General features: G+C 72.8%; 25 protein-coding genes and 1 pseudogene. 10 read left to right on the forward strand and 16 right to left on the reverse strand.

Features of this window, described 5'->3' with window-relative positions:
• Window positions 1–91: 91 nt before the first annotated feature.
• Window positions 92–496, reverse strand: coding sequence for a hypothetical protein (locus tag Prubr_RS03875; protein ID WP_212821723.1), 405 nt, complete (start codon window positions 494–496; stop codon window positions 92–94).
• A 337-nt stretch (window positions 497–833) separates the two neighbouring features.
• Here Prubr_RS03875 and Prubr_RS03880 point away from each other — a divergent pair, with 337 nt between their 5' ends.
• Window positions 834–1598 carry an HAD family hydrolase gene (locus Prubr_RS03880; RefSeq protein WP_246568285.1) on the forward strand — a complete coding sequence of 255 codons (765 nt, stop codon included), beginning with the start codon at window positions 834–836 and terminating at the stop codon, window positions 1596–1598.
• Between the two features lie 7 nt (window positions 1599–1605).
• Here the strand turns inward: Prubr_RS03880 and Prubr_RS03885 are convergent, their stop codons facing one another.
• Window positions 1606–2421, reverse strand: a complete 816-nt coding sequence (locus Prubr_RS03885) for an isoprenyl transferase (RefSeq protein ID WP_212821726.1) — start codon at window positions 2419–2421, stop codon at window positions 1606–1608.
• Window positions 2414–3232: a DNA repair protein RecO gene (gene recO / locus Prubr_RS03890; RefSeq protein ID WP_212821728.1), complete on the reverse strand. Its 819-nt coding sequence runs from the start codon at window positions 3230–3232 to the stop codon at window positions 2414–2416. Before recO ends, Prubr_RS03885 begins: the two co-directional genes overlap by 8 nt.
• A 137-nt stretch (window positions 3233–3369) precedes the next feature.
• On the opposite strand from recO, the gene Prubr_RS03895 reads away from it, so the two are divergent.
• Complete coding sequence (locus tag Prubr_RS03895) at window positions 3370–4146, forward strand: DUF4097 family beta strand repeat-containing protein (protein WP_212821730.1); 777 nt, start codon at window positions 3370–3372, stop codon at window positions 4144–4146.
• A gap of 40 nt (window positions 4147–4186) precedes the next feature.
• On the opposite strand, the gene Prubr_RS03900 is transcribed toward Prubr_RS03895, so the two are convergent.
• From Prubr_RS03900 to Prubr_RS03940, 9 genes are all read right to left on the reverse strand, one after another.
• A complete protein-coding gene (locus Prubr_RS03900; protein WP_212821732.1) occupies window positions 4187–5302 on the reverse strand; it encodes an acyltransferase family protein in 1116 nt (371 codons plus the stop codon).
• Between the two features lie 108 nt (window positions 5303–5410).
• Window positions 5411–6247 (reverse strand): NAD-dependent epimerase/dehydratase family protein, encoded by an 837-nt coding sequence (locus Prubr_RS03905; RefSeq protein ID WP_212821734.1) that lies wholly within the window; start codon window positions 6245–6247, stop codon window positions 5411–5413.
• A gap of 5 nt (window positions 6248–6252) precedes the next feature.
• Window positions 6253–7152, reverse strand: coding sequence for a GTPase Era (gene era / locus Prubr_RS03910; protein WP_212827437.1), 900 nt, complete (start codon window positions 7150–7152; stop codon window positions 6253–6255).
• A gap of 83 nt (window positions 7153–7235) precedes the next feature.
• Window positions 7236–7622, reverse strand: a complete 387-nt coding sequence (locus Prubr_RS03915; protein WP_212821735.1) for a cytidine deaminase — start codon at window positions 7620–7622, stop codon at window positions 7236–7238.
• Window positions 7615–9024: a hemolysin family protein gene (locus tag Prubr_RS03920; RefSeq protein WP_212827439.1), complete on the reverse strand. Its 1410-nt coding sequence runs from the start codon at window positions 9022–9024 to the stop codon at window positions 7615–7617. Before Prubr_RS03920 ends, Prubr_RS03915 begins: the two co-directional genes overlap by 8 nt.
• Entirely contained in the window at window positions 9000–9467 is a 468-nt protein-coding gene (gene ybeY / locus Prubr_RS03925) for an rRNA maturation RNase YbeY (RefSeq protein WP_212821743.1), read from the reverse strand. Before ybeY ends, Prubr_RS03920 begins: the two co-directional genes overlap by 25 nt.
• Window positions 9468–9486: 19 nt before the next feature.
• Window positions 9487–10539: a PhoH family protein gene (locus Prubr_RS03930; RefSeq protein WP_212821744.1), complete on the reverse strand. Its 1053-nt coding sequence runs from the start codon at window positions 10537–10539 to the stop codon at window positions 9487–9489.
• A gap of 305 nt (window positions 10540–10844) precedes the next feature.
• Entirely contained in the window at window positions 10845–12242 is a 1398-nt protein-coding gene (locus Prubr_RS03935; RefSeq protein WP_212821748.1) for a serine hydrolase domain-containing protein, read from the reverse strand.
• A gap of 7 nt (window positions 12243–12249) precedes the next feature.
• A complete protein-coding gene (locus tag Prubr_RS03940; protein ID WP_212821752.1) occupies window positions 12250–12609 on the reverse strand; it encodes a histidine triad nucleotide-binding protein in 360 nt (119 codons plus the stop codon).
• A 57-nt stretch (window positions 12610–12666) separates the two neighbouring features.
• Between Prubr_RS03940 and Prubr_RS37600 the strand changes: the two are divergent.
• The 5 genes and pseudogenes from Prubr_RS37600 to ppk2 form a co-directional block, all read left to right on the forward strand.
• Window positions 12667–12888: pseudogene (locus Prubr_RS37600) on the forward strand (SDR family NAD(P)-dependent oxidoreductase); the annotation flags it as partial.
• A gap of 119 nt (window positions 12889–13007) precedes the next feature.
• Window positions 13008–13415, forward strand: coding sequence for an SDR family NAD(P)-dependent oxidoreductase (locus tag Prubr_RS37605; RefSeq protein WP_281425938.1), 408 nt, complete (start codon window positions 13008–13010; stop codon window positions 13413–13415).
• A gap of 141 nt (window positions 13416–13556) precedes the next feature.
• Window positions 13557–14342, forward strand: a complete 786-nt coding sequence (locus Prubr_RS03950) for a S1 family peptidase (RefSeq protein WP_212821753.1) — start codon at window positions 13557–13559, stop codon at window positions 14340–14342.
• 245 nt (window positions 14343–14587) lie between these two features.
• Window positions 14588–16399 (forward strand): substrate-binding domain-containing protein, encoded by a 1812-nt coding sequence (locus tag Prubr_RS03955; protein WP_212821755.1) that lies wholly within the window; start codon window positions 14588–14590, stop codon window positions 16397–16399.
• 51 nt (window positions 16400–16450) lie between these two features.
• Window positions 16451–17368: a polyphosphate kinase 2 gene (gene ppk2, locus Prubr_RS03960; protein ID WP_246568287.1), complete on the forward strand. Its 918-nt coding sequence runs from the start codon at window positions 16451–16453 to the stop codon at window positions 17366–17368.
• A 68-nt stretch (window positions 17369–17436) separates the two neighbouring features.
• Here the strand turns inward: ppk2 and Prubr_RS03965 are convergent, their stop codons facing one another.
• The 3 genes from Prubr_RS03965 to hrcA all read right to left on the reverse strand — a co-directional run bounded on the left by Prubr_RS03965 (window position 17437) and on the right by hrcA (window position 20459).
• Window positions 17437–18171: a 16S rRNA (uracil(1498)-N(3))-methyltransferase gene (locus Prubr_RS03965; RefSeq protein WP_212821764.1), complete on the reverse strand. Its 735-nt coding sequence runs from the start codon at window positions 18169–18171 to the stop codon at window positions 17437–17439.
• A 37-nt stretch (window positions 18172–18208) separates the two neighbouring features.
• The gene (gene dnaJ, locus Prubr_RS03970; protein ID WP_212827441.1) at window positions 18209–19342 is read right to left on the reverse strand and encodes a molecular chaperone DnaJ; all 1134 of its coding nucleotides are present in this window, start codon (window positions 19340–19342) and stop codon (window positions 18209–18211) included.
• Window positions 19343–19436: 94 nt separating this feature from the next.
• Window positions 19437–20459 (reverse strand): heat-inducible transcriptional repressor HrcA, encoded by a 1023-nt coding sequence (gene hrcA, locus Prubr_RS03975; protein WP_212821765.1) that lies wholly within the window; start codon window positions 20457–20459, stop codon window positions 19437–19439.
• A gap of 441 nt (window positions 20460–20900) precedes the next feature.
• Between hrcA and Prubr_RS03980 the strand changes: the two genes are divergently transcribed.
• Window positions 20901–21566 (forward strand): DUF4870 domain-containing protein, encoded by a 666-nt coding sequence (locus Prubr_RS03980; protein WP_212821766.1) that lies wholly within the window; start codon window positions 20901–20903, stop codon window positions 21564–21566.
• An 84-nt stretch (window positions 21567–21650) separates the two neighbouring features.
• Here Prubr_RS03980 and hemW read toward each other — a convergent pair whose 3' ends face one another.
• Window positions 21651–22874 (reverse strand): radical SAM family heme chaperone HemW, encoded by a 1224-nt coding sequence (gene hemW, locus Prubr_RS03985; protein WP_212821767.1) that lies wholly within the window; start codon window positions 22872–22874, stop codon window positions 21651–21653.
• A gap of 17 nt (window positions 22875–22891) precedes the next feature.
• Here hemW and Prubr_RS03990 point away from each other — a divergent pair, with 17 nt between their 5' ends.
• Complete coding sequence (locus tag Prubr_RS03990; protein WP_212821768.1) at window positions 22892–23677, forward strand: enoyl-CoA hydratase-related protein; 786 nt, start codon at window positions 22892–22894, stop codon at window positions 23675–23677.
• 116 nt (window positions 23678–23793) lie between these two features.
• Entirely contained in the window at window positions 23794–24681 is an 888-nt protein-coding gene (locus Prubr_RS03995) for a hypothetical protein (RefSeq protein WP_212821769.1), read from the forward strand.
• Window positions 24682–24692: the final 11 nt, after the last annotated feature.

Here is a 24692-nt window from a genome sequence, read left to right on the forward strand (position 1 = left end):
GAGCTGCGAAAACGGTAACCAACCGGGCGATCGACGAACAGATTCCCCGACACGCGAGGGCTACTCCCCGATCACCCGGCTCCTGAAACCTCTAGCTGCGCCGGAAGGCGTAGCGGCGGGACTGTACGGCGCCCCGCCCCCGGGCTCCGGCGAACGGATTCCCGCCGCGCGGTGGTGGCCCCGACCTCGACGCGACCGGTTGTACGGCCGGCCGGTCCACCTCCTCGGCCACGACCGACGGTTCGGCGACGGCGCCCGCGACCTCGACGGTGACGGCGAGTTCCGGCGCCCCGGCCCGGTCGACCGGTACGACGAACGCCCCATCGGCAGCCGGCCGGTCGTCGGGCAGCACCGGAAGTCGGCCGTCCACCGCGTTCAGTGCGTCGAGGGCCGGTAGCCGCCCGGCCAGGTCGGCCGGTGCCACGCCGACGGCGCCGCGCCCCGGGCTGGTACGGCGGCTGGAAGGGGACTTCCTGGCGGATCGCTTGGCAGCCATATGGCGCCTCCTTGTGAATCGGATCACCGCGACCGAAGTGGAAGCACCGCGACGCGGTGGCGGTGGGAGCGGACGGGAGGCCCGGACATCCGGCGACAGGAAGGCTGCGCGATCAGATGGACGCCCGAGCGGCCGGGCCCAGGCGGCAGGGCCGCCGGCCGGCACGGTCTCGAAGAGGCGTCAGATGCGCATGGAACCGACGCTACCCCGGCCCGGCCCGCACCGCACCGCCTTTTCCCCGCCGGCCCGCGCCACCGGCTTCCCCGCCGGCCCGTGTCACCGGCCGGACGGGAGGCGGTCGTGACGGACGGCCGGTGCGGGTGGCACGATCGGCGGCATGGACCCGCGACCGCCCCGACTGATCATGTGGGACATCGACCGCACCCTGCTCCACGCGGGTCGGATCGCCGTTCAGGCGTACGCCACGGCGTTCACCGCCGTCACCGGCCTCGCCTGGCGGGAGGCGACGGTCTTCGCCGGCCGTACGGACCGGGCGGTGACCGCCGAGCTCCTGGCCGGGTACGGGATGCCCGACTCCGACGAGCTGCGCGCGACGTTCTTCCAGCGGTACGTCGAGGAGTTCGCCGCCCGCCGGCACCTGATCGCCGCCTCCGGCCGGGTGCTGCCCGGGGTACGGGAGGTGCTCGCCGCACTCGCCGACCGGGCGCACGTGACGCAGACGTTGGTCACCGGGAACATCCCGGCGGTGGCGCTGGCCAAGGTCGCCACGTTCGGACTGGACGGCCCCTTCGACGTGACCGTCGGCGGCTACGGCATGGACGATCCGGTACGCGCCGAACTGGTCGTCCGCAGCCGTCGGCTGGCCGAGGCGAAGTACGGCCCGTTCGACCCGACGGACATCCTCGTCGTCGGCGACACCGTGCACGACATCGAGGCGGCGCTGACCGGCGGGGTGACCGCGATCGGGGTGGCGACCGGCGACACCGGCGCCGACGAGCTGGCGGCGGCCGGCGCGCACACGGTCTTCACCGACCTGCGCGACGTCGACGCGGTGGTGGCCCGGCTGGCCGGCGAGTCCCCGGTCCCACCGCCCGGACAGCGGGCACCGCTCGGCGACCCCGAACCGGCCGGGTCCGCCTAGGCCGCCACTACCGCGCGGTGTCCGGGGCGACCGGGTTGGGCAGCGCCCCGCCGAATCGGCGGTCCCGCTGGGCGTACAGCTCACAGGCGTACCAGAAGTGGCGCCGGTCGAAGTCGGGCCAGAGCGTGTCGAGAAAGACCAGCTCGGCGTACGCCGACTGCCAGAGCATGAAGTTCGACGTCCGCTGCTCGCCGGACGGGCGCAGGAAGAGGTCGACCTCGGGAACCTCGGGGTGGTAGAGGTAGCGGGCCACCGTCTTCTCGGTGACCTTCGCCGGGTCGAGCCGGCCGTCGGCCACGTCGCGGGCGATGGCGGCGGCCGCGTCGGCGATCTCGGCCTGCCCGCCGTAGTTGACGCAGAACTGCAGCGTCAACGTCGAGTTGTGCCGCGACATCTCCTCGGCCGTCTGCAGTTCGGAGATCACGCTCTTCCACAGCCGCCCGGCCCGGCCCGACCAGACCACCCGGACGCCGAGGTCGACGAGCTGGTCCCGGCGGCGCCGGATCACGTCGCGGTTGAAGCCCATCAGGAAGCGCACCTCGTCGGGCGAACGCCGCCAGTTCTCGGTCGAGAACGCGTACGCCGACAGGTAGGGGATGCCCAGTTCGATGGCGCCCTCGACGGTGTCGAAGAGCGAGTACTCGCCCTGCTCGTGCCCTTTGGTGCGGGGCAGGCCGCGCTCCTTGGCCCACCGGCCGTTGCCGTCCATGACGACCGCGACGTGCCGGGGCAGCGCCTCCTTCGGCAGCTTCGGTGGCCGGGCGCCGGAGACGTGCGGGGTGGGTGCCTTGACCGGCCCCCGGCGACTGGACGTCCTAACCATCACTCCCCGCTTCCGACGGTGGCCGCGTGAGCCGCGTCCGCCCGCCCCCTGAGTCCCGATCAACCAGCGGCAGCGAGCGTAACCCGCGCTCCAGATGCCACTGCAGGTGCGCCGCGACGAGGCCGCTGCACTCCCGCCGTACCGCGGTCTCGGTGGCGTCGGCGACCCGCCAGTCGCCGGTGGCCAGGGCCGACATCAGGTCGAAGGTGGCCGGCGCCGGATGCGCCGAGCCGGGCGGACGGCAGTCCGGACAGACCGCGCCACCGGCCGGTACGGAGAACGCCCGGTGCTGCCCGGGCGTGCCGCAGACCGCGCAGGCGCGCAGGGCCGGGGCCCAGCCGGCGAGCGCCATGCTGCGCAGCAGGTAGGCGTCGAGGACGAGGGTGCTGTCGTGGGCGCCCTCGGCCAGGGCCCGTACCGCGCCGAGGGTGAGCAGGAAGAGCCGCAGCGCGGGCTCGCGCTCGACCGGGGTGAGCCGTTCGGCGGTCTCGGCGATGGCGCTGGCCGTGGTGTAGCGCGGGTAGTCGGCGAGGAACCGCTTGCCGAACAGGTCGATCCCCTCGACCTGGCTGACGGTGTGCAACCCGCCGCCCTGGCCGTCGGGGTTCCCGGCGAGCTGCAGATCGACGTGCCCGAACGGCTCCAGCCGGGCACCGAAGCGGGACGTGGTACGGCGTACGCCCCGGGCGACCGCGCGCAGCCGGCCGTGCCGACGGGTCAGCAGGGTGATGATGCGGTCGGACTCGCCCAGCTTCTGCACGCGCAGCACCACCGCGTCGTCGCGGTAGAGCTGTCTGCGGTAGCCGGCCACCCACCCATTCTCGCCGCCGGCCGGTGGGCCGGCCGTCCCCGGGGTACCCGGTCCGCCCGTGGCGACTTTGTGACACCCGGACGTGTCGGAGGAGGGACCGGACGACGCCGGTGGATCTCTTCCCCTACCGTGCAGGCATGCGTCTCTCCCGCACCATTGCGGTCGTCGCCGGCGCGGCGGCCCTGTTCGCCATCGCCGGTTGTGGAAGCGTGTCGGAGCGCGAGCTCGACTTCAACAGCACCGAGGAGGTGCGGATCAGCGAGATCCTCGTGGTGTCCGGCTCCGGCAACGTAACGGTACGTACCTCGGCGAGATCCAACGTGGAGATCGACCGGACGGTCAAATACCGGGGCGGTGAACCCGACCGGACGTACCGGCTCGACGGCACCACCCTGCGGATCGAGACCGGCTGCGGGCAGTGGTGCAGCGCCTCGTACGAGATCGACGCGCCCGAGGGCGTGGCCATCCGGGGCGAGAACGGGTCGGGCAACGTCGACCTGACCGGGGTGGCCGAGGTCGACCTCAAGGTGGGTTCGGGCTCGATCACCGTCACCGGGGCGACCGGTTCGGTCAAGGTCGAGACCGGCTCCGGCGACATCAAGGTGAGCGATCCCGGCGCGGCGTTCACCGCGAAGGCCGGGTCCGGGTCGGTGACCGGCACCGGGCTGGGCGCCGGTCCGGTGTCGGTCGAGGGCAATTCCGGTGACGTCGCGCTGACCCTGGTCCAGCAGGTCGGCGTACGCGCGCATGCCGAAAGCGGAAACGTGACGGTGACCACCCCGGCCGGCTCGTACCGGGTGACCACCGACACCGGCTCGGGCAAGGCCACCATCGAGGTCGTCAACGACCCGCAGGCCGCCACGCACTTCGATCTGAAGACCGGCAGCGGCGACATCACCGTCAAGCCGGCCTGACCCGTCCGGGGTGGCCGTGCCCCGGCACGGCCACCCCGGTTCACCGGCGGGTGGCGACGGGTTCGGTGGCGCCGTGCACGGTGGCCGCCACGGCGACCCCGGCGGCCGGGCCGGCGTCCGCCACCGGTCGTGGATCGGCGGGTGGGCGCCCGTCCGGCACCAGCACCGGACGGCGCCGGGCGGCGAGATCCTCCACCCAGCCGAAGAGTGCCACGGCGACCGCCGTCAGGGCGGCGACCAGGGCGATACGGAACGCCACTCCCCCGGCCCCGCCGCCCGACCGCAGGATCTGCCAACCGGTGACGGCGGCGACCCCGTTGAGGCCGATGATCGCCGGCAGATGCCACAGGTAGATGGTCAGCGCCCGGCGGTTGAGCACGGTCACCGCCCGACTCACCGGCGTGAACCGGTCGACCCAGGCCGCCGCGGCCGGGGCCAGACCGAGCACCACCAGGATGAATCCGGCCGAGACGAGGCCGTTGGCGAGCCGGATGTCGTTGAGGTCGAGCCCGCGTGGCCCCGGGTGCGTCAGCGCCCAGACCAGGCCGGTCGAGACGAGTACGGTCGACAGCCCGACGAGCAGCCGGCGGGACAGCCGGCGCAGCAGGCCGTCGTGGTGGGCGAACCCGAGCAGCCACGCCCCGAAGTAGAGCCCGAAGTCGCGCAGCACCAGGTTCTCCGGCGGCAGCAGCCCGAACGCGTCGACGACGAGCAGGGCGTACGGCGCGAGCAGGGTGGGCAGCGGGAAGCGGCGGAACAGCCGTAGTGCCAGCGGCGAGACGATGACGAACCAGAGCAGGTCACGCAGATACCAGACGGCGCTGAGCGCCTGGGCACCCCAGCCGTTGCTCGGCGGATCGGACAGCGGGGCGGCCCACAGCACCAACCGCCAGTCGACCGCGAGCCCGGTCAGCAGCATCGCCGGTACGAACAGGGCGGCGAGCAGCCACAGCGACGGCAGCAGCCGGCGCAGCCGCCGGCCGACGGCGGCGGTGCCCGAACGGTCCAGCGACGCGGCCATCAGCGAGCCGGCGAGCGCGAACATCACCGACATCGCGGGAAAGACCACGGTGAGGAACGCCCACCCCGTGCTGTGGTAGACGACGACGCGGACGATGGCCAGGAAACGCAGGAGGTCGAGGTACCGGTTTCGCATCAGCTCGAATCTCGGCGGGGGCGATGGGGCGGTGGCCTACCTACCCACCCCGGAACCCATCCAACCCTACCGATGCACATTGAGCCCGGTTTGACCGGGTCCGCCCGGTCAGCGTGGCCTGCCGAGCGGCAGCGTGCAGAAGGTGCCGCCGAGCAGACCGACGGTCGGCGCGTGCGCGTCGTCCATCGGCGTCATACCGGCGGTGTGCGCCTCCGCGTCGTCGACCGGGTCGTATCCGATCTCGGCGCCCTCGGCGAGCGACCACCAGCGGTCCCGGTTGCGGCTGACCCCCCACAGCACCCGGAACCCGGTGGCGTCGGTGGTCAGGCAGGCGTCGACGAGCCGGGCGCAGTCGTCGGGCGACAGCCATCCGTCACGGTTCCAGGCCGCCGGCGTCGTGGTGCAGGCGCCGATCCGCAGCGCGAAGACGGTCATCCCGAACCGGTCGGCGTAGAGGCTGCCCAGCGACTCGGCGGCGGCCTTGCTCCAGCCGTAGTAGCTGTCCGGGCGCGGCACCGATCCGGACGGGACGCCGTCGGCCCCGGCCGGGGCCGGCACCCCGGCCGGCTCGGGCGCCGCGTCCGGGCGGCGGTAGAACCCGGCGGCGTGGATCGACGATGCCAGCACGACCCGCGGCACCCCGGCGACCCGGGCGGCCTCCAGCAGCGTACGGGTGCCGTCGACGTTGACCCGCAGGATGTTCTCCCAGGTGTCCTCGCCCCGCAGCGCGGCGAGGTGTACGACCGCGTCGACGCCGGCGCACGCCGCGGCGACCGCGCCTGCGTCGGTCAGGTCGGCGCGCAGCACCTCGACCGGCTCACCGGGCGCCGGCGCGGTCTGCGGGCCGACGTCGAGCAGGCGCAGGATCCGGTCCGGGCCGGGCAGCCGCTGACGCAGGTAGTTGCCGATCCGGCCGCCCGCACCGGTGACGAGGATCCGCCGCACCGGGCTCAGAATCCCAGCCGGCGCAACTGCTTAGGGTCACGCTGCCAGTCCTTGGCGACCCGGACGTGCAGGTCGAGATAGACCCGGCGGTCGAGCAGCGCCTCGATCTCGGCCCGCGCCCGGGTGCCGACCTCCTTGAGCCGGCTGGCCCGCGCCCCGATCACGATCGCCTTCTGGCTGGGCCGCTCGACGTAGACGTCGGCGTAGATCTTGAGGACCGGGCCCTCTTCGATCATCTCCTCGACGACGACGGCGATCGAGTGCGGCAACTCGTCGCGTACGCCCTCCAGCGCGGCCTCGCGGACCAGTTCCGCGATCAGCACCTGCTCCGGCTCGTCGGTGAGCATGTCGTCGGGGTAGAGCTGCGGCGAGGGCGGCAGGTATTTGGTCATCACGTCGACCAGCGTGTCGACCTGGTGGCCGGAGACCGCGCTGACCGGCACCACCTCGGCGAAGTCGCCCATCTCGCTGACCGCGATCAACTGTTCGGCGAGCCGCTTGCGGTCGACCAGGTCGGTCTTGGTGACCACGGCGATCACGGTCGCCTTGAGCTCCGCAATCTCGCCGGTGATGAACCGGTCGCCCCGGCCCACCGGCTCGTCGGCCGGCACGCAGAGACCGATCACGTCGACCTCGCTCCAGGTCTGCCGGACCAGGTCGTTGAGCCGCTCGCCGAGCAGGGTGCGCGGCCGGTGCAGGCCGGGGGTGTCGACGAGGACGACCTGCGCGTCCGGCCGGTGCAGCACGCCCCGGATGACGTGCCGGGTGGTCTGCGGCTTGCTGGACGTGATGGCGATCTTCTGCCCGATGATGGCGTTCGTCAGGGTGGACTTGCCGGCGTTGGGGCGCCCGACGAAGCAGGCGAACCCGGCCCGGTAGGTGTCCTCGGGACGCCGGCCCCGGATCTCGCCGGACCGCTCCCGGCCGGTCGGGCGGCCGGGCTGCCGGTTCCCGGCGGCGGAGCGGGCCGGACCGCTGGCGCGACCGCTCACTCGACCACCGTGCCGAGCAGTGTGCCGTCCGGTGCGGCGACGTGGATCGGGGCGTCGGCGGCCAGGTCGCGCACTGCCGCGTGCCCGGAACCGTCCAGGGTGGACGCCTCGGTCACCACGGCGGCGGCCTCCAGCCGGCTGGCGCCGGCCGAGGCGGCGGACGCGACGGCGAGCTGCAACGCGGTCAACGTCAGCGAGGGCAGCGAGACGGTCGTGGCCGCGTACGTCCGGCCGTCCTGGTCGCGTACCGCGGCGCCCTCGAGCCCGCCGGTCCGGGCCCGCGCACTGCGGGCGAGGGTGACCAGCTTGGCATCTTCGGCGCCCAGCTCGGCGGCACCGATCTGGCCACCGGGGATGGCGGCGGCGGTGGGTGACTCAGGCATCTGCGGGTTGCCTTTCCTGGGGTATGTCGTGGGATCCACGCGACTGCTTGGTTTCGCCGGACCCGGTGGGCGGCGGCTCGGCCTCGTCCCGCGAGACCAGCACCGTGTCGATGCGGTTACGGCGCCCGGTGGCGCCCTCGGCGATCAGCAGCAGCCCGTCGATCCGCGCCCGCGCCCCGGGGATCGGCACCCGGCCGAGGGACTGGGCGAGCAGGCCGCCGACCGTCTCGACCTCGCCGGCGGGCAACTCCACACCGAAGAGTTCGCCGAGGTCCTCGACCGGCAGCCGGGCGGTGACCCGTACGGAGCCGCCGTCGAGGTGCTCAACCGGCGGGCGTTCGACGTCGTACTCGTCGGTGATCTCGCCGACGATCTCCTCGAGGATGTCCTCGATGGTGACCAGGCCACCGGTGCCGCCGTACTCGTCGACGACGATCACCAGGTGGTTGCGGGCCGCCTGCATCTCCGAGAGCAGGTCGTCGACCGGCTTCGACTCCGGCACGAAGGTCGCCGGCCGCATCAGCTCGGCGACCGGCACCTGCTGGCTGCGCGGGTCGCCACCGCCCTGCGCCCGGACCACGTCCTTGAGGTAGAGCAGCCCGAGCACGTCGTCGACGCTCTCCCCGATGACCGGGATCCGGGAGAAGCCGGAACGCAGGAACAGCATCAGCGCCTGACGGGACGTCTTGGTCGACTCGATCCAGACCATCTCGGTGCGGGGCACCATGACCTCGCGGGCGATGGTGTCACCCAGCGCGATCACCGAACGGATCATCTGCCGCTCGCCGTGCTCGACGACGCCCCGCTGCTCGGCCAGGTCGAGCAGTTCGCGCAGCTCGACCTGGCTGGCGAACGGGCCGTCGCGGAAGCCGCGGCCCGGGGTGACCGCGTTGCCGATGACGATCAGCAGCGAGGCGAGCGGGTTGAGGGCCCGGCCCAGCCAGCGCACCAGCGGGGCGGTGGCCCGACCGACGGCGTACGCGTGCTGGCGACCCAGGGTGCGCGGCCCGACGCCGACGACGACGAAGCTCACCACGGTCATCGCGCCGGCGGTGACCAGCGCGGCGGTCCAGCCCGCCCCGAACGTGTCGACGGCGACGAGAGCGACGAGGGTGGTCGCCGTCAGCTCGCACAGCAGCCGCAGCAACAGCAGCAGGTTCAGGTGCCGTACGACACCGGTGGCCACGGTGTGCAGCGTCTGCGCGCCCCGTACCCCGTCGCGGGCCAGCTCGGCCGCCCGGGCCGGCGAGACCGCGGCCAGGGCGGCCTCGGTCATCGCGAACAGCCCGGCCAGCACGACCAGCCCCGCGGCGAAGACCAGCAGTTGCAGGTCGGGAAGGTTCGCCGCGGTGCCGGTGGCGGCCAGGAGAGGCGGCATCACCGGGTGCGGGTCGCCCGCCAGCTCGACAGGAGCCGGGCCTGGAGCTCGAACATCTCCCGCTCCTCCTCCGGCTCGGCGTGGTCGTAGCCGAGCAGGTGCAGGACGCCGTGCACGGTCAGCAGGTGCAGTTCGTCAGCGGCGGAGTGGCCGGCGGTGACGGCCTGCTTCGCCGCCACCTCCGGGCAGAGCACGATGTCGCCGAGCAGCGCCGGCTCGCCGCCGGCCACCTCGCCCGGACCGTGGTCGACGCTGCCCTCGTCCATGGGGAACGCGAGCACGTCGGTGGGCCCGTCGCCGTCCATCCAACGGTGGTTGAGCTCGGTCATGTAGTCGATGTCGACGAGCAGGACCGAGAGTTCGGCGAGCGGGTTCACCCCCATCTCCTCCAGAGCATGGCGGGCGACGGCGAGCACGGCGTCGGTGTCGACCCCGACACCGGACTCGTTGGCAATCTCGATGGACACTGTTTCCCCTGGTTGACGACTAGCGGCGCCGGCCGGCACGCGCGGCGCGGCCGGGTACGGCGTGGACGCCCTGGCCCTGCTGCTGGGCCTCGCGATCGGCGTCGTAGCGGGCGTACGCGTCGACGATGTCGCTGACCAGCCGGTGCCGCACCACGTCGGTGCTGCTGAGCTGGGCGAAGTGCACGTCGTCGACGCCCTGGAGGATGTCCCGCACGACCCGTAGGCCGCTGGTCGTGCCGCCGGGCAGGTCGACCTGGGTGATGTCGCCGGTGACGACGATCTTCGAGCCGAACCCGAGCCGGGTGAGGAACATCTTCATCTGCTCGGGCGTGGTGTTCTGCGCCTCGTCGAGAATGATGAACGCGTCGTTGAGCGTACGACCGCGCATGTAGGCCAGCGGGGCGACCTCGATCGTGCCCGCCGCCATCAGCTTCGGGATCGAGTCGGGGTCGAGCATGTCGTGCAGCGCGTCGTAGAGCGGGCGCAGGTAGGGGTCGATCTTCTCGAAGAGCGTGCCGGGCAGGAAGCCCAGCCGCTCGCCGGCCTCGACCGCCGGCCGGGTCAGGATGATCCGGTTGACCTGCTTGGCCTGCAACGCCTGGACCGCCTTGGCCATCGCCAGGTAGGTCTTGCCGGTGCCGGCGGGCCCGATGCCGAAGACGATGGTGTGCCCGTCGATCGAGTCGACGTAGCGCTTCTGGCCCAGCGTCTTGGGGCGGATGGTGCGCCCGCGCCGGGAGAGGATGTTGAGCGTGAGGACGTCGGCGGGACGCTCCTCACCGCCCTGTTCGAGCATGCCCACGGTGCGACGGACGGCGTCGGTGGTCAGTGTCTCGCCCTTCTGGATCAGCTCGAGCAGCTCGGCGAAGAGCCGCTCGGCGACCGCGTTGTCCGCAACGGCGCCGGTGATGGTGATCTCGTTGCCGCGTACGTGGACGTCGCTGGCGACGGACCGTTCGATGAGGCGCAGGATCTCGTCACCTGCCCCCAGCAGGTTGACCATAATCTGCGAGTCAGGAACCGTGATCCTGGTCTGCACCCGGGCCTGCCCGGGAGATGGGGTGCCGGACATAGGTCGGGCCGCGGGCCCTGGGCCACCTGCTCTCGGTCTCGGCGCCGCGTGGGCGGCGCGCTAGTTCCTTCGGCGCCGCGTGGGCGGCGCACTGCTCTTTCGGCGCCGCGCGGGCGGCGCACTTTCACATCTGACGCCACGGGAACGGTGCCGGTTTCCGGCCCGCACCTGCGGCGTTTACGAACCGTCCTGCCATCGTATCGGTTCCGCGGCGGGATGACCCGGGCCATTTTCGCCCGTACCGCCAGCCCACCGGTGGTGGTGGCCAGGCACTCACCACCACCGGACGAAACAGTACGAAACACTCAGAGCTCGTACGTCGTGACCCCGTCGAACGTCTCCTGCGTCCGGGTGAACCGGTACGTCGCCCAGTGCATCCGGACCACCCGGCCGGCGCCGTCCCGGGTCAGCCGCAGCAGCTCGCCGGTCTCCCGCCCGGACACCGTACGCAGCACGTCCGGCCGGTCCGGCAGCGGTGCGAACACCGCCGGCGGCGCGCCGGCCGGCGCGTCGGCGGCCCGGGCCCGCAGCGCCCCGTCGCGCCAGAAGAACACGAACGGGAAACCCTCGCCCCACCAGGGCCCCAGCACCGACCGGTACGCCGGCGGCGGCGCCTCGCCCGGCACCCAGGCCGCCACCTCGGCCGGGTCGTCCTCGACCGCCGCCGCCAGCAGCCGGTGCGGCAGGTCGTTGGTCTCGCCGGCGGTACCCGACGAGCCGAGCACCGCGCAGCCCATCGCCCCCGGTGTGCCGGTGCCGCCCCGGCGGGCGTAGACCGACGACAGGAAGCCGGGCATCGCGCCGTCGTGGCCGACGTGCACGATCCGCTCGCCGGCGGCGGCCGGGTCGGCCGCCCGCTGCGGCAGCAGGATCAGGCCGAGCCCGAACCCGGCCTGCCAGGAGACCTCGTCGGTGGTGGTCAGCGGCCACCGCATCTCGTCGAGGGTGGCCGGGGCCAGCACGGCACCGGACGGATCGAGCACGGCCGGGTCGGCGAGGAACGCCGCCCAGCGGGCCATGTCGGTCGCGGTGCTCCACAGCTGCGCGGCCGGGCCGAGCGCGCCGAGGTCGAGCCGGGGCTCCGGGCGGGCGTGGTCGGAATAGGCGTCGACCAGGAATCCGGTCGCGGCCGACGGCCCGGGATGGACCGTCGTCGACGACAGCCCCAGCGGCCGCAGCACCCGGTCGGCGAGCACCTCGGCCCAGGTGCCGCCGCGCAGCCGGGCGACGGCGTGCCCGAGCAGCGCCAGCCCGAGGTTGGAGTAGTGGAACCGGCGGGCCGGGGGCAGCGCGCGCTCGATCCGCGCCAGGTCGGCCAGCAGTTCGGGCACGTCGGGCGAGTGCAGCGTGTCCCAGATGTCGCCGTACGGCTCGCGTTGCACGCCGGCGGTGTGCGACAGGAGCCGGCGTACGGTCGCCGTGCCGTGCGCGGGTACGTCGAGGTGCCGGCCGATCGGGTCGTCGAGGTCGAGCAGCCCGTCGTCGCGGCACTGCATGACCAGCACCGCGGTCAGCGTCTTGGTGACCGAGCCGATCCGGAAGACGGTGTCCGGGCCGAGCGGGTTGTCGTTGCCCGTACCGCCGACCGTGAAGGTCCACAGCGGACGGTCGGCGCGGTGCAGCGCGACCGACAGCGCCGGCACCCGCGCCTGCGCCTGGGTACGCCGGACCAGTCGCTCCAGCCGCTGGTTCACGCCCGCCACCGCGCGCCTACCGGGCGACCATCGGGCCCAGCGGTGTGCCGCCGAGCAGGTGCGCGTGGACGTGGAAGACCTCCTGGCCGCCATACCCGCCGGTGTTGAAGATCGTGCGGAACCCGCCGGTGAGCAGACCCTCGGTCTCGGCCACGACGGCGGCCGTGGTCAGCACCTCGGCGGCGAGCCCCGGGTCGCCCTCGGCGAGGGTGACCACGTCGCTGTAGTGCTCCTTGGGAATCACCAGCACGTGCACCGGCGCCTGCGGGTTGATGTCGCGGAAGGCGAGGGTGCGTTCGGTCTCACGGACCACGGTGGCGGGGATGTCGCCCGTGACGATGCGGCAGAAGAGGCAGTCGTTGTTCACGTTCCGCATGGTAGGCGCGCCGGGTGGAACACGCCGCGCGGCACGGCGTACGGCATGATGCTCGGCATGACGGGACGGGCGGTGCTGGTGACCGGGGCCTCCAGGGGAATCGGGCGGGCGGTCGCGACCCGGTTCGCGCAACACGGCGACCGGGTGGCCATCCACCACCGCGACTCGGCGGACCTCGCCGAGGAACTGCGGGCGTCGCTGCCCGGCGCCGGTCACGTCGTCGTACGCGCCGACCTGGCCGACCCCGAGCAGGTGCGCGCCGCCGTCGACGGCGCGGCGGAACAGTTCGGCGGGCTCGACGTGCTGGTCAACAACGCCGGGGTCTACACCCGCACGGCATCTTCGACACCAGCTACGAGCAGTGGCAGCACGAGTGGCGGCGGACCCTGGACACCAACCTGGTCGGCGCCGCCAACGCGATCTGGTGCGCGGCCCGGCACATGCGCGAACGCGGCGGGCGGATCGTCAACGTCTCCTCGCGCGGGGCGTTCCGCGGCGAGCCCGGCCAGCCGGCGTACGGCGCCAGCAAGGCGGGGCTGAACGCGCTCGGCCAGTCGCTCGCGGTGGCCCTCGCCCCGTACGGCATCGCGGTCGCCACGGTGGCGCCCGGGTTCGTGGCGACCGACATGACCAACGAGCACCTGAAGCCGCCACGCGGCGACGAGATCCGCGCGCAGAGCCCGTTCGGCCGGGTGGCCCGGCCGGAGGAGATCGCCGAGGCGGTGTTCTGGCTCGCCTCGCCCGGCGCGGAGTGGGCCTCGGGCACGATCGTCGACCTCAACGGCGCCTCCTACCTCCGCAGCTGAGCGGGTGACGGCACACCGGCGTTATGAGTCAGCCGGGATGAACCAACACATTGCTTGCCGTCAATATGTATTCGTAGGCTCCCGGTTACCTGATCCGCGGGGTGCCACCGGCACACCGCCACCATGGCCGGGAGGACTTCCATGGTTCGTTGGCACAGACTCGTCGGCGCCGTCGCCGCCGCCCTGACCGCGTTCACCTTCGCCGGCGCGGTCCCCGCCACCGCCGCCCCGGCCACCGCCGGTGACGTCACCCCGTACGTCGTCGGCGGCACCCGCGCCGCCCAGGGCGAGTTCCCGTTCATGGTGCGGCTGTCGATGGGCTGCGGCGGGTCGCTCTACACCCCGCAGATCGTCCTGACCGCCGCCCACTGCGTCGGGCGCACCGGTGCGAACACCAGCATCACCGCCACCCTCGGCGTGGTCGACCTGCAGTCGACGAGCCGGATCACCCGGCGGTCGTCGTACGTCTACCGGGCCCCCGGCTACAACGGCGTCGGCAAGGACTGGGCGCTGATCAAGCTGCAGAGCCCGGTCACCGGCCTGGCGACGCTGCCGATCGCCACCACCACCGCCTACAACAGCGGCACGTTCACCGTCGCCGGCTGGGGCGCGCCGTACGAAGGCGGCCCGCAGCAGCGCTACCTGCTGAAGGCCCAGGTGCCGTTCGTGCCGGACAGCACCTGCCGGACGTCGTACCCGAGCATGGTCGTGGCCGAGGAGATCTGCGCCGGCTACACCGGCGGCGGCATCGACACCTGCCAGGGTGACTCCGGCGGCCCGATGTTCCGCCCCGACGCGGCCGGCGCCTGGATCCAGGTCGGCATCGTCAGCTACGGCCGGGGCTGCGCCCGCCCGAACTACCCCGGCGTCTACACCGAGGTCAGCGCGTTCGCGGCGCAGATCGCGTCGGCGGCGGCCAGCCTGTAGCCGGTCGACCCCCGCAGCCGACGACCGGCCACGGCCGCCCCACCGGCGCCGCCCCGCCCGCCACCCGCGGGCGGGGCGGCGCTGCGCGTACGCCCCACGCCCGTACGACGTGGGGCTCCTCTTCGGACGTCCGCCGGAGATGTTGAACGATCCCAATAAACTCGGGCGGCAACACGCCTCGCACGGCCGCCCGGGCGCCGCCAGAACGATCCTCCGGACCGGCCACCCGCCCCCTGGAGGTCCCCATGGCCCAGCCCACCACCGGTGGCAGCCGCCGACTCCCCCTGATCATCGCCGTCGTCGTCGGCCTGGTCGCGGTCGTCGGCGCCTACCTGATCCTGCGGCCCGACGGGACAGCCGGGTCCGGCGGTGACAACCGGGCCCGGGGCGACTGCGTCCAGATCGAAATCAACGCGTCGCTGGAAAAGGGCGACCTGATGGTCGAGATGGCCGAGAGCTACAACCAAACCGGGCGCACCTTCGACGGCCGGTGCGCCGCGGTGAGTGTCCACAAGACCACGTCGGGCGCGGCGATGGAGGCGATCGCGAACGGCTGGGACCCGCAACGCGACGGCGCCCCGGTCCCCCAGGTATGGAGCCCGAGCGCGTCGCTCTGGCTCGACCTGCTCGAACAGCGCGGCGCCAGCACCGACAACCCGGTACGCGTGGAAGGCGACCGGCTGCCGGTGACGCAGAGCCCGGTGGTGCTGGCGATGCCGCAGCCGATGGCCGAGGCGCTCGGCTGGCCGAACGCGAAGATCGGCTGGTCCGACGTGCTCGCGCTGTCGTCCGATCCGGACGGCTGGGGCTCGCGCGGCCACCCCGAGTGGGGCCGGTTCGCGTTCGGCAAGGACAACCCCCACCTGTCCACCTCGGGCCTGGCCGCCACCGTCACCACCTACTACGCCGCGACCGGGCGGTCGAGCGACCTGGTCGCCGCCGACATCACCGACCCGAAGGTGATGGACTTCGTCCGCAGCGTCGAGGGCGGCGTGCTGCACTACGCCGACGAGGCGATGAAGTTCCTCGCCAACCTCGCCGAGGTCGACGCGCAGGGCCGGGCGATGTCGTACGTCAGCGCCGTCGTGCTCCAAGAGCAGTTGGTCCACCTCTACAACGAGGGCAACCCGACCGGCGACCGGGCCCTGTTCGGCAAGGGCCGCAAGCCGCAGGTGCCGCTGGTCGCGGTCCACCCCGCCGACGGCATGCTGATGCTCGACCACCCCTACGTGACTCTGCCGTCGGCCAGCGACGACCAGCGGGCGGCCGCCGCCGACTTCCTGTCGTACATGCGGGAGGACACCCAGCAACGCCGCTTCGTCGAACTGGGCTTCCGCGACAAGGACGGCCACCTCGACGAGGCACGGGCCCGCTCGGTGGGCGCGCCCGCCGGCACCGCCCCGTCGACGATCAGCTCACCCGGCCCGGAGATCCTGGCGAAGATCCTCGACGGGTGGGACACCCTGCGCAAGAAGGCCCAGGTCATGCTGGTGCTCGACGTCTCCGGCTCGATGGACGACCACACCGGTTCCGGCAAGACCAAGATGGAGGCGGCCAAGCAGGCCGCGATCCAGGCGCTGGACCTGCTGCATCCGGAGGACGAGGTGGCCCTGTGGACGTTCTCCACACCGGCGCGCGGCGCGAGCGAGCCCTACACCGAACGGGTGCCGCTGTCCCGGATCGGTGCGAACAAGGCCGCACTGACCTCCGCGATCGGCGCGCTGCGTCCGGAGGGCGGGACCGCGCTCTACAGCACCGTCCGGGACGCGCACGACCACCTGGTCGAACACTTCAGCCCGGACCGGATCAACGCGGTCGTGGTGCTCACCGACGGCCGCAACGAGTACCCGCGCGACAACGACCTCGACCAGTTGCTGCGCGATCTCGACGCGACCGACCGGGAGCAGTCGGTACGGATCTTCTCGATCGCGTTCGGCGACAAGTCCGACCTCGGGGTGCTGGAACAGATCTCGAAGGCGTCCCGGGCGGCGGCGTACGACGCCCGTGATCCGGACACCATCGACAAGGTCTTCATCTCGGTGCTGAGCAACTTCTGACCGGCGTGACGCCCACGGATGGGGCGGCCCGGCAATGGGTATCCGTGGGCCATGGGTGACGAGACGGGCGAACTGCTCGACGTACTGGCCGACTACCGCGTCGAGGAGGACCACGACGACGACCCCGTCCTGCTCCGGGCCGACGGGCAGCCGGTCGACACGTGGCGCGAGGACTACCCGTACGACCACCGGCTCAGCCGGGAGGAGTACGACCAGGCAAAGCGCCGGCTCCAGATCGAACTACTCAAACTCCAAGAGTGGATCAAGGAGTCGGGCGAGCGTCTGGTGATCCTCTTCGAGGGCCGGGACGCGGCCGGCAAGGGCGGCACGATCAAACGGTTCATGGAACACCTCAACCCCCGCGGGGCGCAGGTCGTGGCGCTCAACAAGCCGAACGAGCGGGAAAGCAGCCAGTGGTACCTGCAACGCTGGATCCGCCACCTGCCGGCGGCCGGCGAGATCGTGCTGTTCGACCGGTCCTGGTACAACCGGGCCGGCGTCGAGCGGGTGATGGGCTTCTGCACCCGGCGCGAATACCTGGAGTTCCTGCGGCAGGCGCCCGAGTTCGAGCGGATGCTCGTCCGCTCCGGCCTCCGGCTGGTCAAGTTCTGGTTCTCGGTGTCGCAGAACGAGCAGCGGACCCGGTTCGCGATCCGCCAGGTCGACCCGGTCCGCCAGTGGAAGCTGTCACCGATGGACCTCGCCTCGCTGGACCGGTGGGACGACTACACCGAGGCGAAGGAGGCGATGTTCTTCTGGACCGACACCGCCGACGCGCCGTGGACGGTGGTCAAGAGCAACGACAAGAAACGCGCCCGGCTCGAGGCGATGCGGCACGTGCTGGCCCGGTTCGACTACGCCGGAAAGGACCCCGACGCGGTCGGCACCCCCGACCCGCTGATCGTCGGCCCGGCCGGACTGGACCTGCGCCCCGACGACCAGCCGGTGCACGTGTTCCCCCGGCTCTGACCCCGGCCCCGCCCGTCACGCGGAGACCGGACACCCAGGGAGGCCACCACCGTGCCACGAGCCCGGCGTCACCACCGTCCCAGCCTGGTGGCCAGGACCGCGAGGGCGGCGACACCGGCCGTCGACGTACGCAGCACCGCGTCGCCGAGCCGTACCGGCACCGCCCCGGCGGCGGTGAACGTGTCGACCTCGGCCGGGTCGATGCCGCCCTCCGGCCCGACCACCAGCGTGATCTCCCCCGCCGCCGGCAGGTCGACGGTCGACAGCCGCTCGGTGGCCTCCTCGTGCAGCACGTAAGCCGCCGCGCCGGCGGCGAGCCGGCGGGCCACCTGCGCGGTGGACTCGTCGGGGGCGCCGGCCACCGACGGCAGCCACGGGCGGCGGGCCTGCTTGGCCGCCTCCCGGGCGGTCGTCGCCCAGCGCTCCCGGGCCCGGTCCCCGCGCCCGTCCCGCCACCGGACCACCGAGCGGGCCGCCGCCCAGGGCACGATCGTGTCGACGCCGACCTCGGTCATCGCCTGAACGGCGAGTTCACCCCGGTCGCCCTTTGCGATGCCCTGCACGACGGTGAGCCGGGGGTCGGGCCGGTCGACGTACCGGCGGGTGGTGATCAGGAGATCCAGGGTGCCCCGGCCGACGGCGACGACCTCGGCGGTGGCGGTGCCGCCCCGGCCGTCGGCGAGCAGCAGCGGCTCGCCGACGCGCAGTCGTTGCACGGTCGCCGCGTGGTGTCCCTCGGGGCCGCCGAGGGTGTGCCGGTCGGTGGTGGGCAGGGCGTCGACGAGGAACAGCGGCGCGGACACGGGGACAGGCTAGCCGGGCCGGGCCGGCCGCCGGCCGTCAGCCGTGCCCGTTGAAGGCGTCGCGCATCCGGGAGAAGAAGCCGCCCTGCTTGCTCAGTTCGGCCACCTCCTCGCCCCGGGTCTTGGCGAAGTCCCGCAGCATCCGCTCCTGGTCGGCGTCGAGCTTGGTCGGGGTGCGTACGTCGAGGTGCACGTAGAGGTCCCCGCGGCCGGTGCCCCGCAGGTGCGGTACGCCCCGGGCCCGCAGCCGCATCGTCGAGCCGGGCTGGGTGCCGGCCTTGACGTCGACCGGCTCCTCGCTGTCCAGCGTCTTGATCGTCAGCCGGGTGCCCAGCGCCGCCGCCGTCATCGGGACGGTGACCCGGCAGTGCAGGTCGTCGCCCTTGCGCGAGTAGACGTCGTGGACCCGTTCATGGATCTCGACGTAGAGGTCGCCCGGGGTGCCGCCGCCGGGACCGACCTCGCCCTGCTGGGCCAGCCGGATGCGCATGCCGTCCTCGACCCCGGCCGGAATCTTGACGGTCAGCGACCGGCGGGTGCGGACCCGGCCCTCGCCGGCACAGGTGCCGCAGGGGTGCGGGATCACGGTGCCGTAGCCCTGGCAGGCCGTGCAGGGCCGGGCGGAGACGACCTGGCCGAGGAAGGTCCGCTGTACCGACTGCACCTCGCCCCGGCCCCCGCACGCCTCACAGGTGGCGAGATGGGTGCCGGCGGCCGTGCCGGCGCCGCTGCACGTGGTGCAGAGCACGGCGGTGTCGACGGTGATCGGCGCCTCGACCCCGAAGGCGGTCTCCACCAGGTCGAGTTCGAGGCGCAGGATGGCGTCGGCACCCGGCCGGGTGCGCGGCCGCGGGCCGCGGCTGCCGCCGGCCGCGCCGAAGAAGGCATCCATGATGTCCTGGAAGCCCACGAACGGGCCGCCACCGGGAGCACCGCCAGCCCCGCCTCCGCCCGGGGCGAGCGGGTCGCCGCCGAGGTCGACGATCTGCCGCTTCCGGTCGTCGGAGAGAACCTCGTACGCCGCGTTGATGTCCTTGAACTTCTCGTGCGCGTCGGGGTCCGGGTTGACGTCCGGATGGTATTGGCGGGCCAACTTCCGGTAGGCCCGCTTGATCTCGTCGTCGGAGGCTTCCCGGCTGACGCCGAGAATCCCGTAGTAGTCCTTGGCCACTGCGTCTGGTGTCCTCATATCAGTCTCGCGTTTGCCGGCCTTGTCGCTGGTGCTGCCGCGCCGCCCGAGTCTGCGCCGCCCTCATGCGTCGGTCTCAGTTCTGCGCCAACAGGTCGCCTACGTAGCGTGCCACGGCGCGCACCGTGGCGATGGTGCCGGGGTAGTCCATCCGGGTCGGCCCGAGCACCCCGAGCCCACCCACGATGGTCGCCCCTGGACCGTATCCGGTGCTGACCACGGAGGCGGCCCGCAGATTGTCGATCTCGTTCTCGTCGCCGATCCGGACCCGCAGCGTGCTGGGTTCGACCTCCCCGATCAGCTTGAGCAGGATGACCTCCTCCTCGAGCGCTTCGAGGATCGGCCGCAGCGAGCCCTGGAAGTCGAGCAGCCCGCCCCGGGTCAGATTGGCGGTGCCGGCAAGCGCGATGCGCTCCTCGTGCCGCTCGACGAGGGTCTCCAGCAGCACCGACGACAGCGTCGCCATCACCGGGCGTACGGTCTGCGGCACCTCCTCGACCAGGGCCTGCACCAGCGGCGGGGTGTCGGCGAGCTTCTCGCCGCAGAGCTTCTCGTTGACCCGGCGGCGCAGGTCGGTGATGTCGTCGGCGGCCACCGGGCCGGGCAGCTCGACCAGCCGCTGCTCGACCCGGCCGGTGTCGGCGATCATGACCAGCATCAGGCGGGTCGTCGAGATCGGCACCAGCTCGAGGTGGCGCACCGACGAGCGGGCCAGGCTGGGGTACTGCACGACGGCGACCTGCCGGGTGAGCTGGGCGAGCAGCCGTACGGTGCGGTGCACCACGTCGTCGAGGTCGACCGCGCCGACCAGGAACCGCTCGATGGCCCGCCGCTCGGCCGGGGTCAGTGGCTTCACCCGGGACAGGCGGTCGACGAAGAGCCGGTAGCCCCGGTCGGTCGGCACCCGGCCGGCACTGGTGTGCGGCTGGCGGATGTAGCCCTCTTCCTCCAGGACCGCCATGTCGTTGCGTACGGTCGCCGGCGAGACGCCGAGCTGGTGCCGCTCGACCAGCGCCTTGCTGCCGACCGGTTCCTGCGTGGCGACGTAGTCCTCGACTATCGCCCGCAGGACGTCGAGCTTGCGGTCGTCGAGTCCCATCTCCACCTCCCTGCGGCTGTCCGGCTCCCCCAGTTCCGCCGTCGGCACGTCGCGCGGCCTCTCACCACCGGACCGCGCCACACGCCGGCACTCGGCATGCCGGCACTGCCGGCACTGCTGAACATGCTGGCACTCGACCGGGATGAGTGCCAGTCTACGACGCCAACCCTGGCCAGGCGATGATCGATATCAGGTACGAAAGCCATATTCCAGACAGCTGACGGCATTCGGACCACTCACTCCGCGGTGATAACAGCTCAACGCCGGACATGTCCAGGGGTGGCGCCCGGCCTGCCGGAATTGCCCCCGGGTGTCGTGTGGCGCCAGTTGAAGCCGCCCCCTACCGTGGCCTCATGACTGAACCACCTCGCCCTCCGGGAGACGGCACCCCGGCTCGGTACCACCGGACCCGACAGCGCCTCTCTCCCCGGGTCCTACTCCGTGCCGGGCGAGGCGCCCTCCCCCGGCTTCCCGCCGCCCGCCGGACAGCAGTACGGCGCGCCGGACCTTTCGAAGCAGAACAACCCGCAGTACGACCAACCCGCGTCCGGCGGCGGCGCCTACCCGCCGCCGAGTTCCGGCGCCGGCGGCTACCCGCCGCCCACCTCCGGAGCGGGTGGCTACCCGCCGCCCACCTCGGGTGCCGGCGGCTACCCGCCGCCCGGCCAGGGCTACCCCCCGCCCGGTGGCGGCTACCCGCCGCAGGGCGGTGGCTACCCGCCCCAGGGCGGCTACTACGGCGGTGGGCCGGCGCCCGCCGGCTACGCCAGCAACGACGACAAGACGTGGGCCCTGGTCGCCCACTTCGGCGGCGCGCTCGGCGCGCTGATCAGCTTCGGTTCGCTGGGCTTCGTCGGCCCGCTGATCGCCTACCTGGCCAAGGGCCAGCAGTCGCCGGCGGTGCGCGCGCACGCGGTGGCCGCGCTCAACTTCCAGATCCTCTGGTCGGGAATCGCCTTCCTGCTGATCTTCGTGAGCTGGTGCCTGCTCTTCATCCCGAGCGTGATCGTCTTCGCGATCCAGCTCATCTTCGGGATCCTGGCCGGCATGAAGGCCAACGAGGGGCAGCTGTACAAGTACCCGATGTCGCCCAACTGGATCAAGTAACCCCCGCACGTTCACGGTGGGCCCGGCACGCGTGCCGGGCCCACCGGCGTCTCCGGACGCGCCGGGTCCGTCCGGGTTCCGGCCTCAGGGCAGCAGGTCGCGTACGACCGCGTCGGCGAGCAACCGGCCGCGCAGCGTCAGCACCGCCCGGCCCGCCGTGTACGCCGCGCCGTCCAGCAGCCCGTCGGCGTGCGCCCGTCGGGCCGCCGCCCGGCCCGGATCGTCGAGCACCGCCAGCGGCAGGCCGGTCGCCAGCCGGAGCCGGAGCATGACGTCCTCGGTGTGCCGGTCGGCCCCCGACAGCAGCTCGCGGCCCTGTCCGGGCGACGCGCCGGCGGCCAGCCGGGCCGCGTACGCCGACGGGTGCTTGACGTTCCACCAGCGCACCCCGCCGACGTGGCTGTGTGCCCCCGGCCCGAGCCCCCACCAGTCGCCGCCGGTCCAGTAGAGCAGGTTGTGCCGGCAGCGGGCGGCCGCCGACGTCGCCCAGTTCGACACCTCGTACCAGGAGAAGCCGGCCGCGCCGAGGGCGGTCTCGGCGGCCAGGTAGCGGTCGGCCGCCACGTCGTCCGACGGGTACGGCAGCTCGCCGCGCCCCATCCGGGCGGCCAGCCGGGTGCCGTCCTCCACGATCAGCGCGTACGCGCTCACGTGGTCGACCCCGGCGGCCACCACGGCGGCGAGCGACGCGGCGAAGTCGTCGGCGCTCTCCCCCGGCGTGCCGTAGATCAGGTCCAGGTTGACGTGGTCGAAGCCGGCGTCGCGGGCCTCGGCGACCGCGGCGGTGGCCCGACCGGCGGTGTGCCGGCGGTCGAGCACGGCGAGCACGCCGGGGGCGGCCGACTGCATGCCCAGCGAGATCCGGGTGTAGCCGGCGGCCCGCAGCGTCTTGAGCGACTCCGGGGTCACCGACTCCGGGTTGGCCTCGGTAGTGACCTCGACGTCCGGCGCCAGCCCCCAGGTGGCGTCGATCCGCTCCAGGATCCGGGCCAGGTCGTCGGCCGGCAGCAGGGTCGGGGTGCCACCGCCGACGAAGACGGTGTCGACCCGGGCCGGCGGGCTGTCGCCGAGCACCCGGGCGGCGAGGTCCAGCTCCGCCAGCACGCTGTCGGCGTACGTCTCCCGGCGCACCCCGCCGCCCAGTTCCTGCGCGGTGTACGTGTTGAAGTCGCAGTAACCGCACCGGCTGGCACAGAAGGGGACGTGTACGTACACGCCGAACCCCTGGCGGCCGACCGCGGCGAGGGCGGCGGGCGGCAGCGACCCGTCGGCGGGCACGGGTTGTCCATCGGGAAGTTCGCCTGGCATGCGACTAGTGTGCCCGCATGCCTACTGCCGACGACGCGCTCGTCCGGGTCACCACCCGCGCCGGTGTGACGATGCTGACGCTGGACAGCCCGCCCAACCGCAACGCGCTGTCCACCCCGCTGATGACCGAACTGCTCCGGGCGCTCGACGCGGCCGTGGCCGACGACACGGTCCGGGTGGTGGTGCTCTCGCACACCGGCCCGGTCTTCTGCTCGGGTGCCGACCTGAAGGAGACCGCCGCGGCGTACGACAGCGGCACGGTGCCGGCCGGGATGCTGGGTGACGTGCTGGCCGCGCTCTGGGAGTGCCCGAAGCCGGTGGTGGCCCGGGTGGGCGGTGCGGCGCGCGCCGGCGGACTGGGGTTGGTGGCGGCGGCCGACATCGCGGTCTGCGCGGAGACGGCGACCTTCGCCTTCACCGAGGTGCGGATCGGGGTGGTCCCGGCGGTGATCTCGGCGACCGTGCTGCGCCGGCTGGCGCCCCGCGCGGCCGCCGAGCTGTACCTGACCGGCGGGACCTTCGACGGGCGCCGGGCCGCCGAGGTGGGGCTGGTGACCCGGGCGGTGCCGGCGGACACCCTCGACGAGGTGGTCGGCGACTACTGCGCGGCGCTGGTACGGGGCGGCCCGCGGGCCCTCGCCGGAACGAAAGAGCTGCTCCGCAGCCGGGAAACGACTACCGTCCGTGATGAGGCGGCGGAGCTTTCCGCACTGTCGACCGGCTATTTCCTGTCCGACGAGGGGCGTGAGGGTGTGCGCGCCTTCCGGGAAAAGCGGTCCCCGGCCTGGCTTCCACAGACCTGAATGGGTTGCGGGCCACCAACCTCCGCCCGGCCGGACTCCCCGGATAGCGCCATACCGCCCACGAAGCGCGGCACACCGCAGAACCGGACGTACGCTTGGCGACGACTCAACAGGGGGTGACGGTGCGTACTCGGGCAGCGGTGGGCGGTTTCGTGGCACTGGCGGCGGTCGCTGGACTTGGTGTCTATCTGGGCAGGACCGACTTCGGTATCGACATACCGCTGCCCCGGCCGGCGCGCAGCTGCACCGTCGCGGCGCCGGCCGACCAACTGCCCGCCGGTGCGGCCGGCAACCTGACCCTCAATCCGGAGCAGATGGCCAACGCGGCGACCATCTCGGCGGTCGGCGTGACGATGGGCATGTCCGAGGAGGCGGTGGTGGTGGCGCTGGCCACCGCGTTCCAGGAGTCGAAGCTGGAGAACCTGGCGGGCGGCGACCGCGACTCCATCGGGCTGTTCCAGCAGCGGCCGAGTCAGGGTTGGGGCACCCCGGAGCAGATCCGTGACCCCCGCTACGCGGCGACGAAGTTCTACGCCGGTCTGAAGAAGGTGCGCGGCTGGGAGGACATGCGGGTCACCGAGGCCGCGCAGGCGGTCCAGCGCTCGGCGTTCCCGGAGCTGTACGAGCAGTGGAAGGACGAGTCGCAGCTGCTGGCCAGTGCCCTGGTGGGCAAGGCGAGTGGTGCGGTGGCCTGCACCGTGGGCCGGGAGCCGGCCGTACGCGGCAACGCGGCGGCGGCGGGCCTCGTCGACGGCCTTCTGCTGGACTGGGGGCAGGTGCAGACGGCGAGCCCGGCGGAGCTGCTCGGCCTGACGGTGGCGGCCGCCGACAGCCAGGTGGGCTGGCGCTATGCGCACTGGCTGGTGTCGCACGCGGGTGACCACGGTGTGAAGCGGGTGCGTTTCGGCGACCGGGAGTGGACTGCCGACGAGGGCGAGTGGTCGCGCATCGACGGGACGGCCGGCGCGGGAGAGGTCGTGGCCGAGGTCTTCGGCGACTCCTGACCGGTCGGAAA

The sequence above is a fragment of the Polymorphospora rubra genome, assembly GCF_018324255.1.
Taxonomy (GTDB): Bacteria; Actinomycetota; Actinomycetes; order Mycobacteriales; family Micromonosporaceae; genus Polymorphospora; species Polymorphospora rubra.

What these genes read in the sequence shown, in the direction of transcription:
- Prubr_RS03895 (WP_212821730.1), top strand. Translation starts at nt 3,370, where the DNA reads ATGCGTCTCTCCCGCACCATTGCGGTCGTCGCCGGCGCGGCGGCCCTG.
- hrcA (WP_212821765.1), bottom strand. Translation starts at nt 20,459, where the DNA reads ATGGGACTCGACGACCGCAAGCTCGACGTCCTGCGGGCGATAGTCGAG.
- ppk2 (WP_246568287.1), top strand. Translation starts at nt 16,451, where the DNA reads ATGGGTGACGAGACGGGCGAACTGCTCGACGTACTGGCCGACTACCGC.
- Prubr_RS03900 (WP_212821732.1), bottom strand. Translation starts at nt 5,302, where the DNA reads ATGCGAAACCGGTACCTCGACCTCCTGCGTTTCCTGGCCATCGTCCGC.
- Prubr_RS03940 (WP_212821752.1), bottom strand. Translation starts at nt 12,609, where the DNA reads ATGCGGAACGTGAACAACGACTGCCTCTTCTGCCGCATCGTCACGGGC.
- Prubr_RS03885 (WP_212821726.1), bottom strand. Translation starts at nt 2,421, where the DNA reads ATGGTTAGGACGTCCAGTCGCCGGGGGCCGGTCAAGGCACCCACCCCG.
- Prubr_RS03955 (WP_212821755.1), top strand. Translation starts at nt 14,588, where the DNA reads ATGGCCCAGCCCACCACCGGTGGCAGCCGCCGACTCCCCCTGATCATC.
- Prubr_RS03915 (WP_212821735.1), bottom strand. Translation starts at nt 7,622, where the DNA reads ATGCCTGAGTCACCCACCGCCGCCGCCATCCCCGGTGGCCAGATCGGT.
- hemW (WP_212821767.1), bottom strand. Translation starts at nt 22,874, where the DNA reads ATGCCAGGCGAACTTCCCGATGGACAACCCGTGCCCGCCGACGGGTCG.
- Prubr_RS03990 (WP_212821768.1), top strand. Translation starts at nt 22,892, where the DNA reads ATGCCTACTGCCGACGACGCGCTCGTCCGGGTCACCACCCGCGCCGGT.
- Prubr_RS03950 (WP_212821753.1), top strand. Translation starts at nt 13,557, where the DNA reads ATGGTTCGTTGGCACAGACTCGTCGGCGCCGTCGCCGCCGCCCTGACC.
- Prubr_RS03875 (WP_212821723.1), bottom strand. Translation starts at nt 496, where the DNA reads ATGGCTGCCAAGCGATCCGCCAGGAAGTCCCCTTCCAGCCGCCGTACC.
- Prubr_RS03930 (WP_212821744.1), bottom strand. Translation starts at nt 10,539, where the DNA reads ATGTCCGGCACCCCATCTCCCGGGCAGGCCCGGGTGCAGACCAGGATC.
- Prubr_RS03880 (WP_246568285.1), top strand. Translation starts at nt 834, where the DNA reads ATGGACCCGCGACCGCCCCGACTGATCATGTGGGACATCGACCGCACC.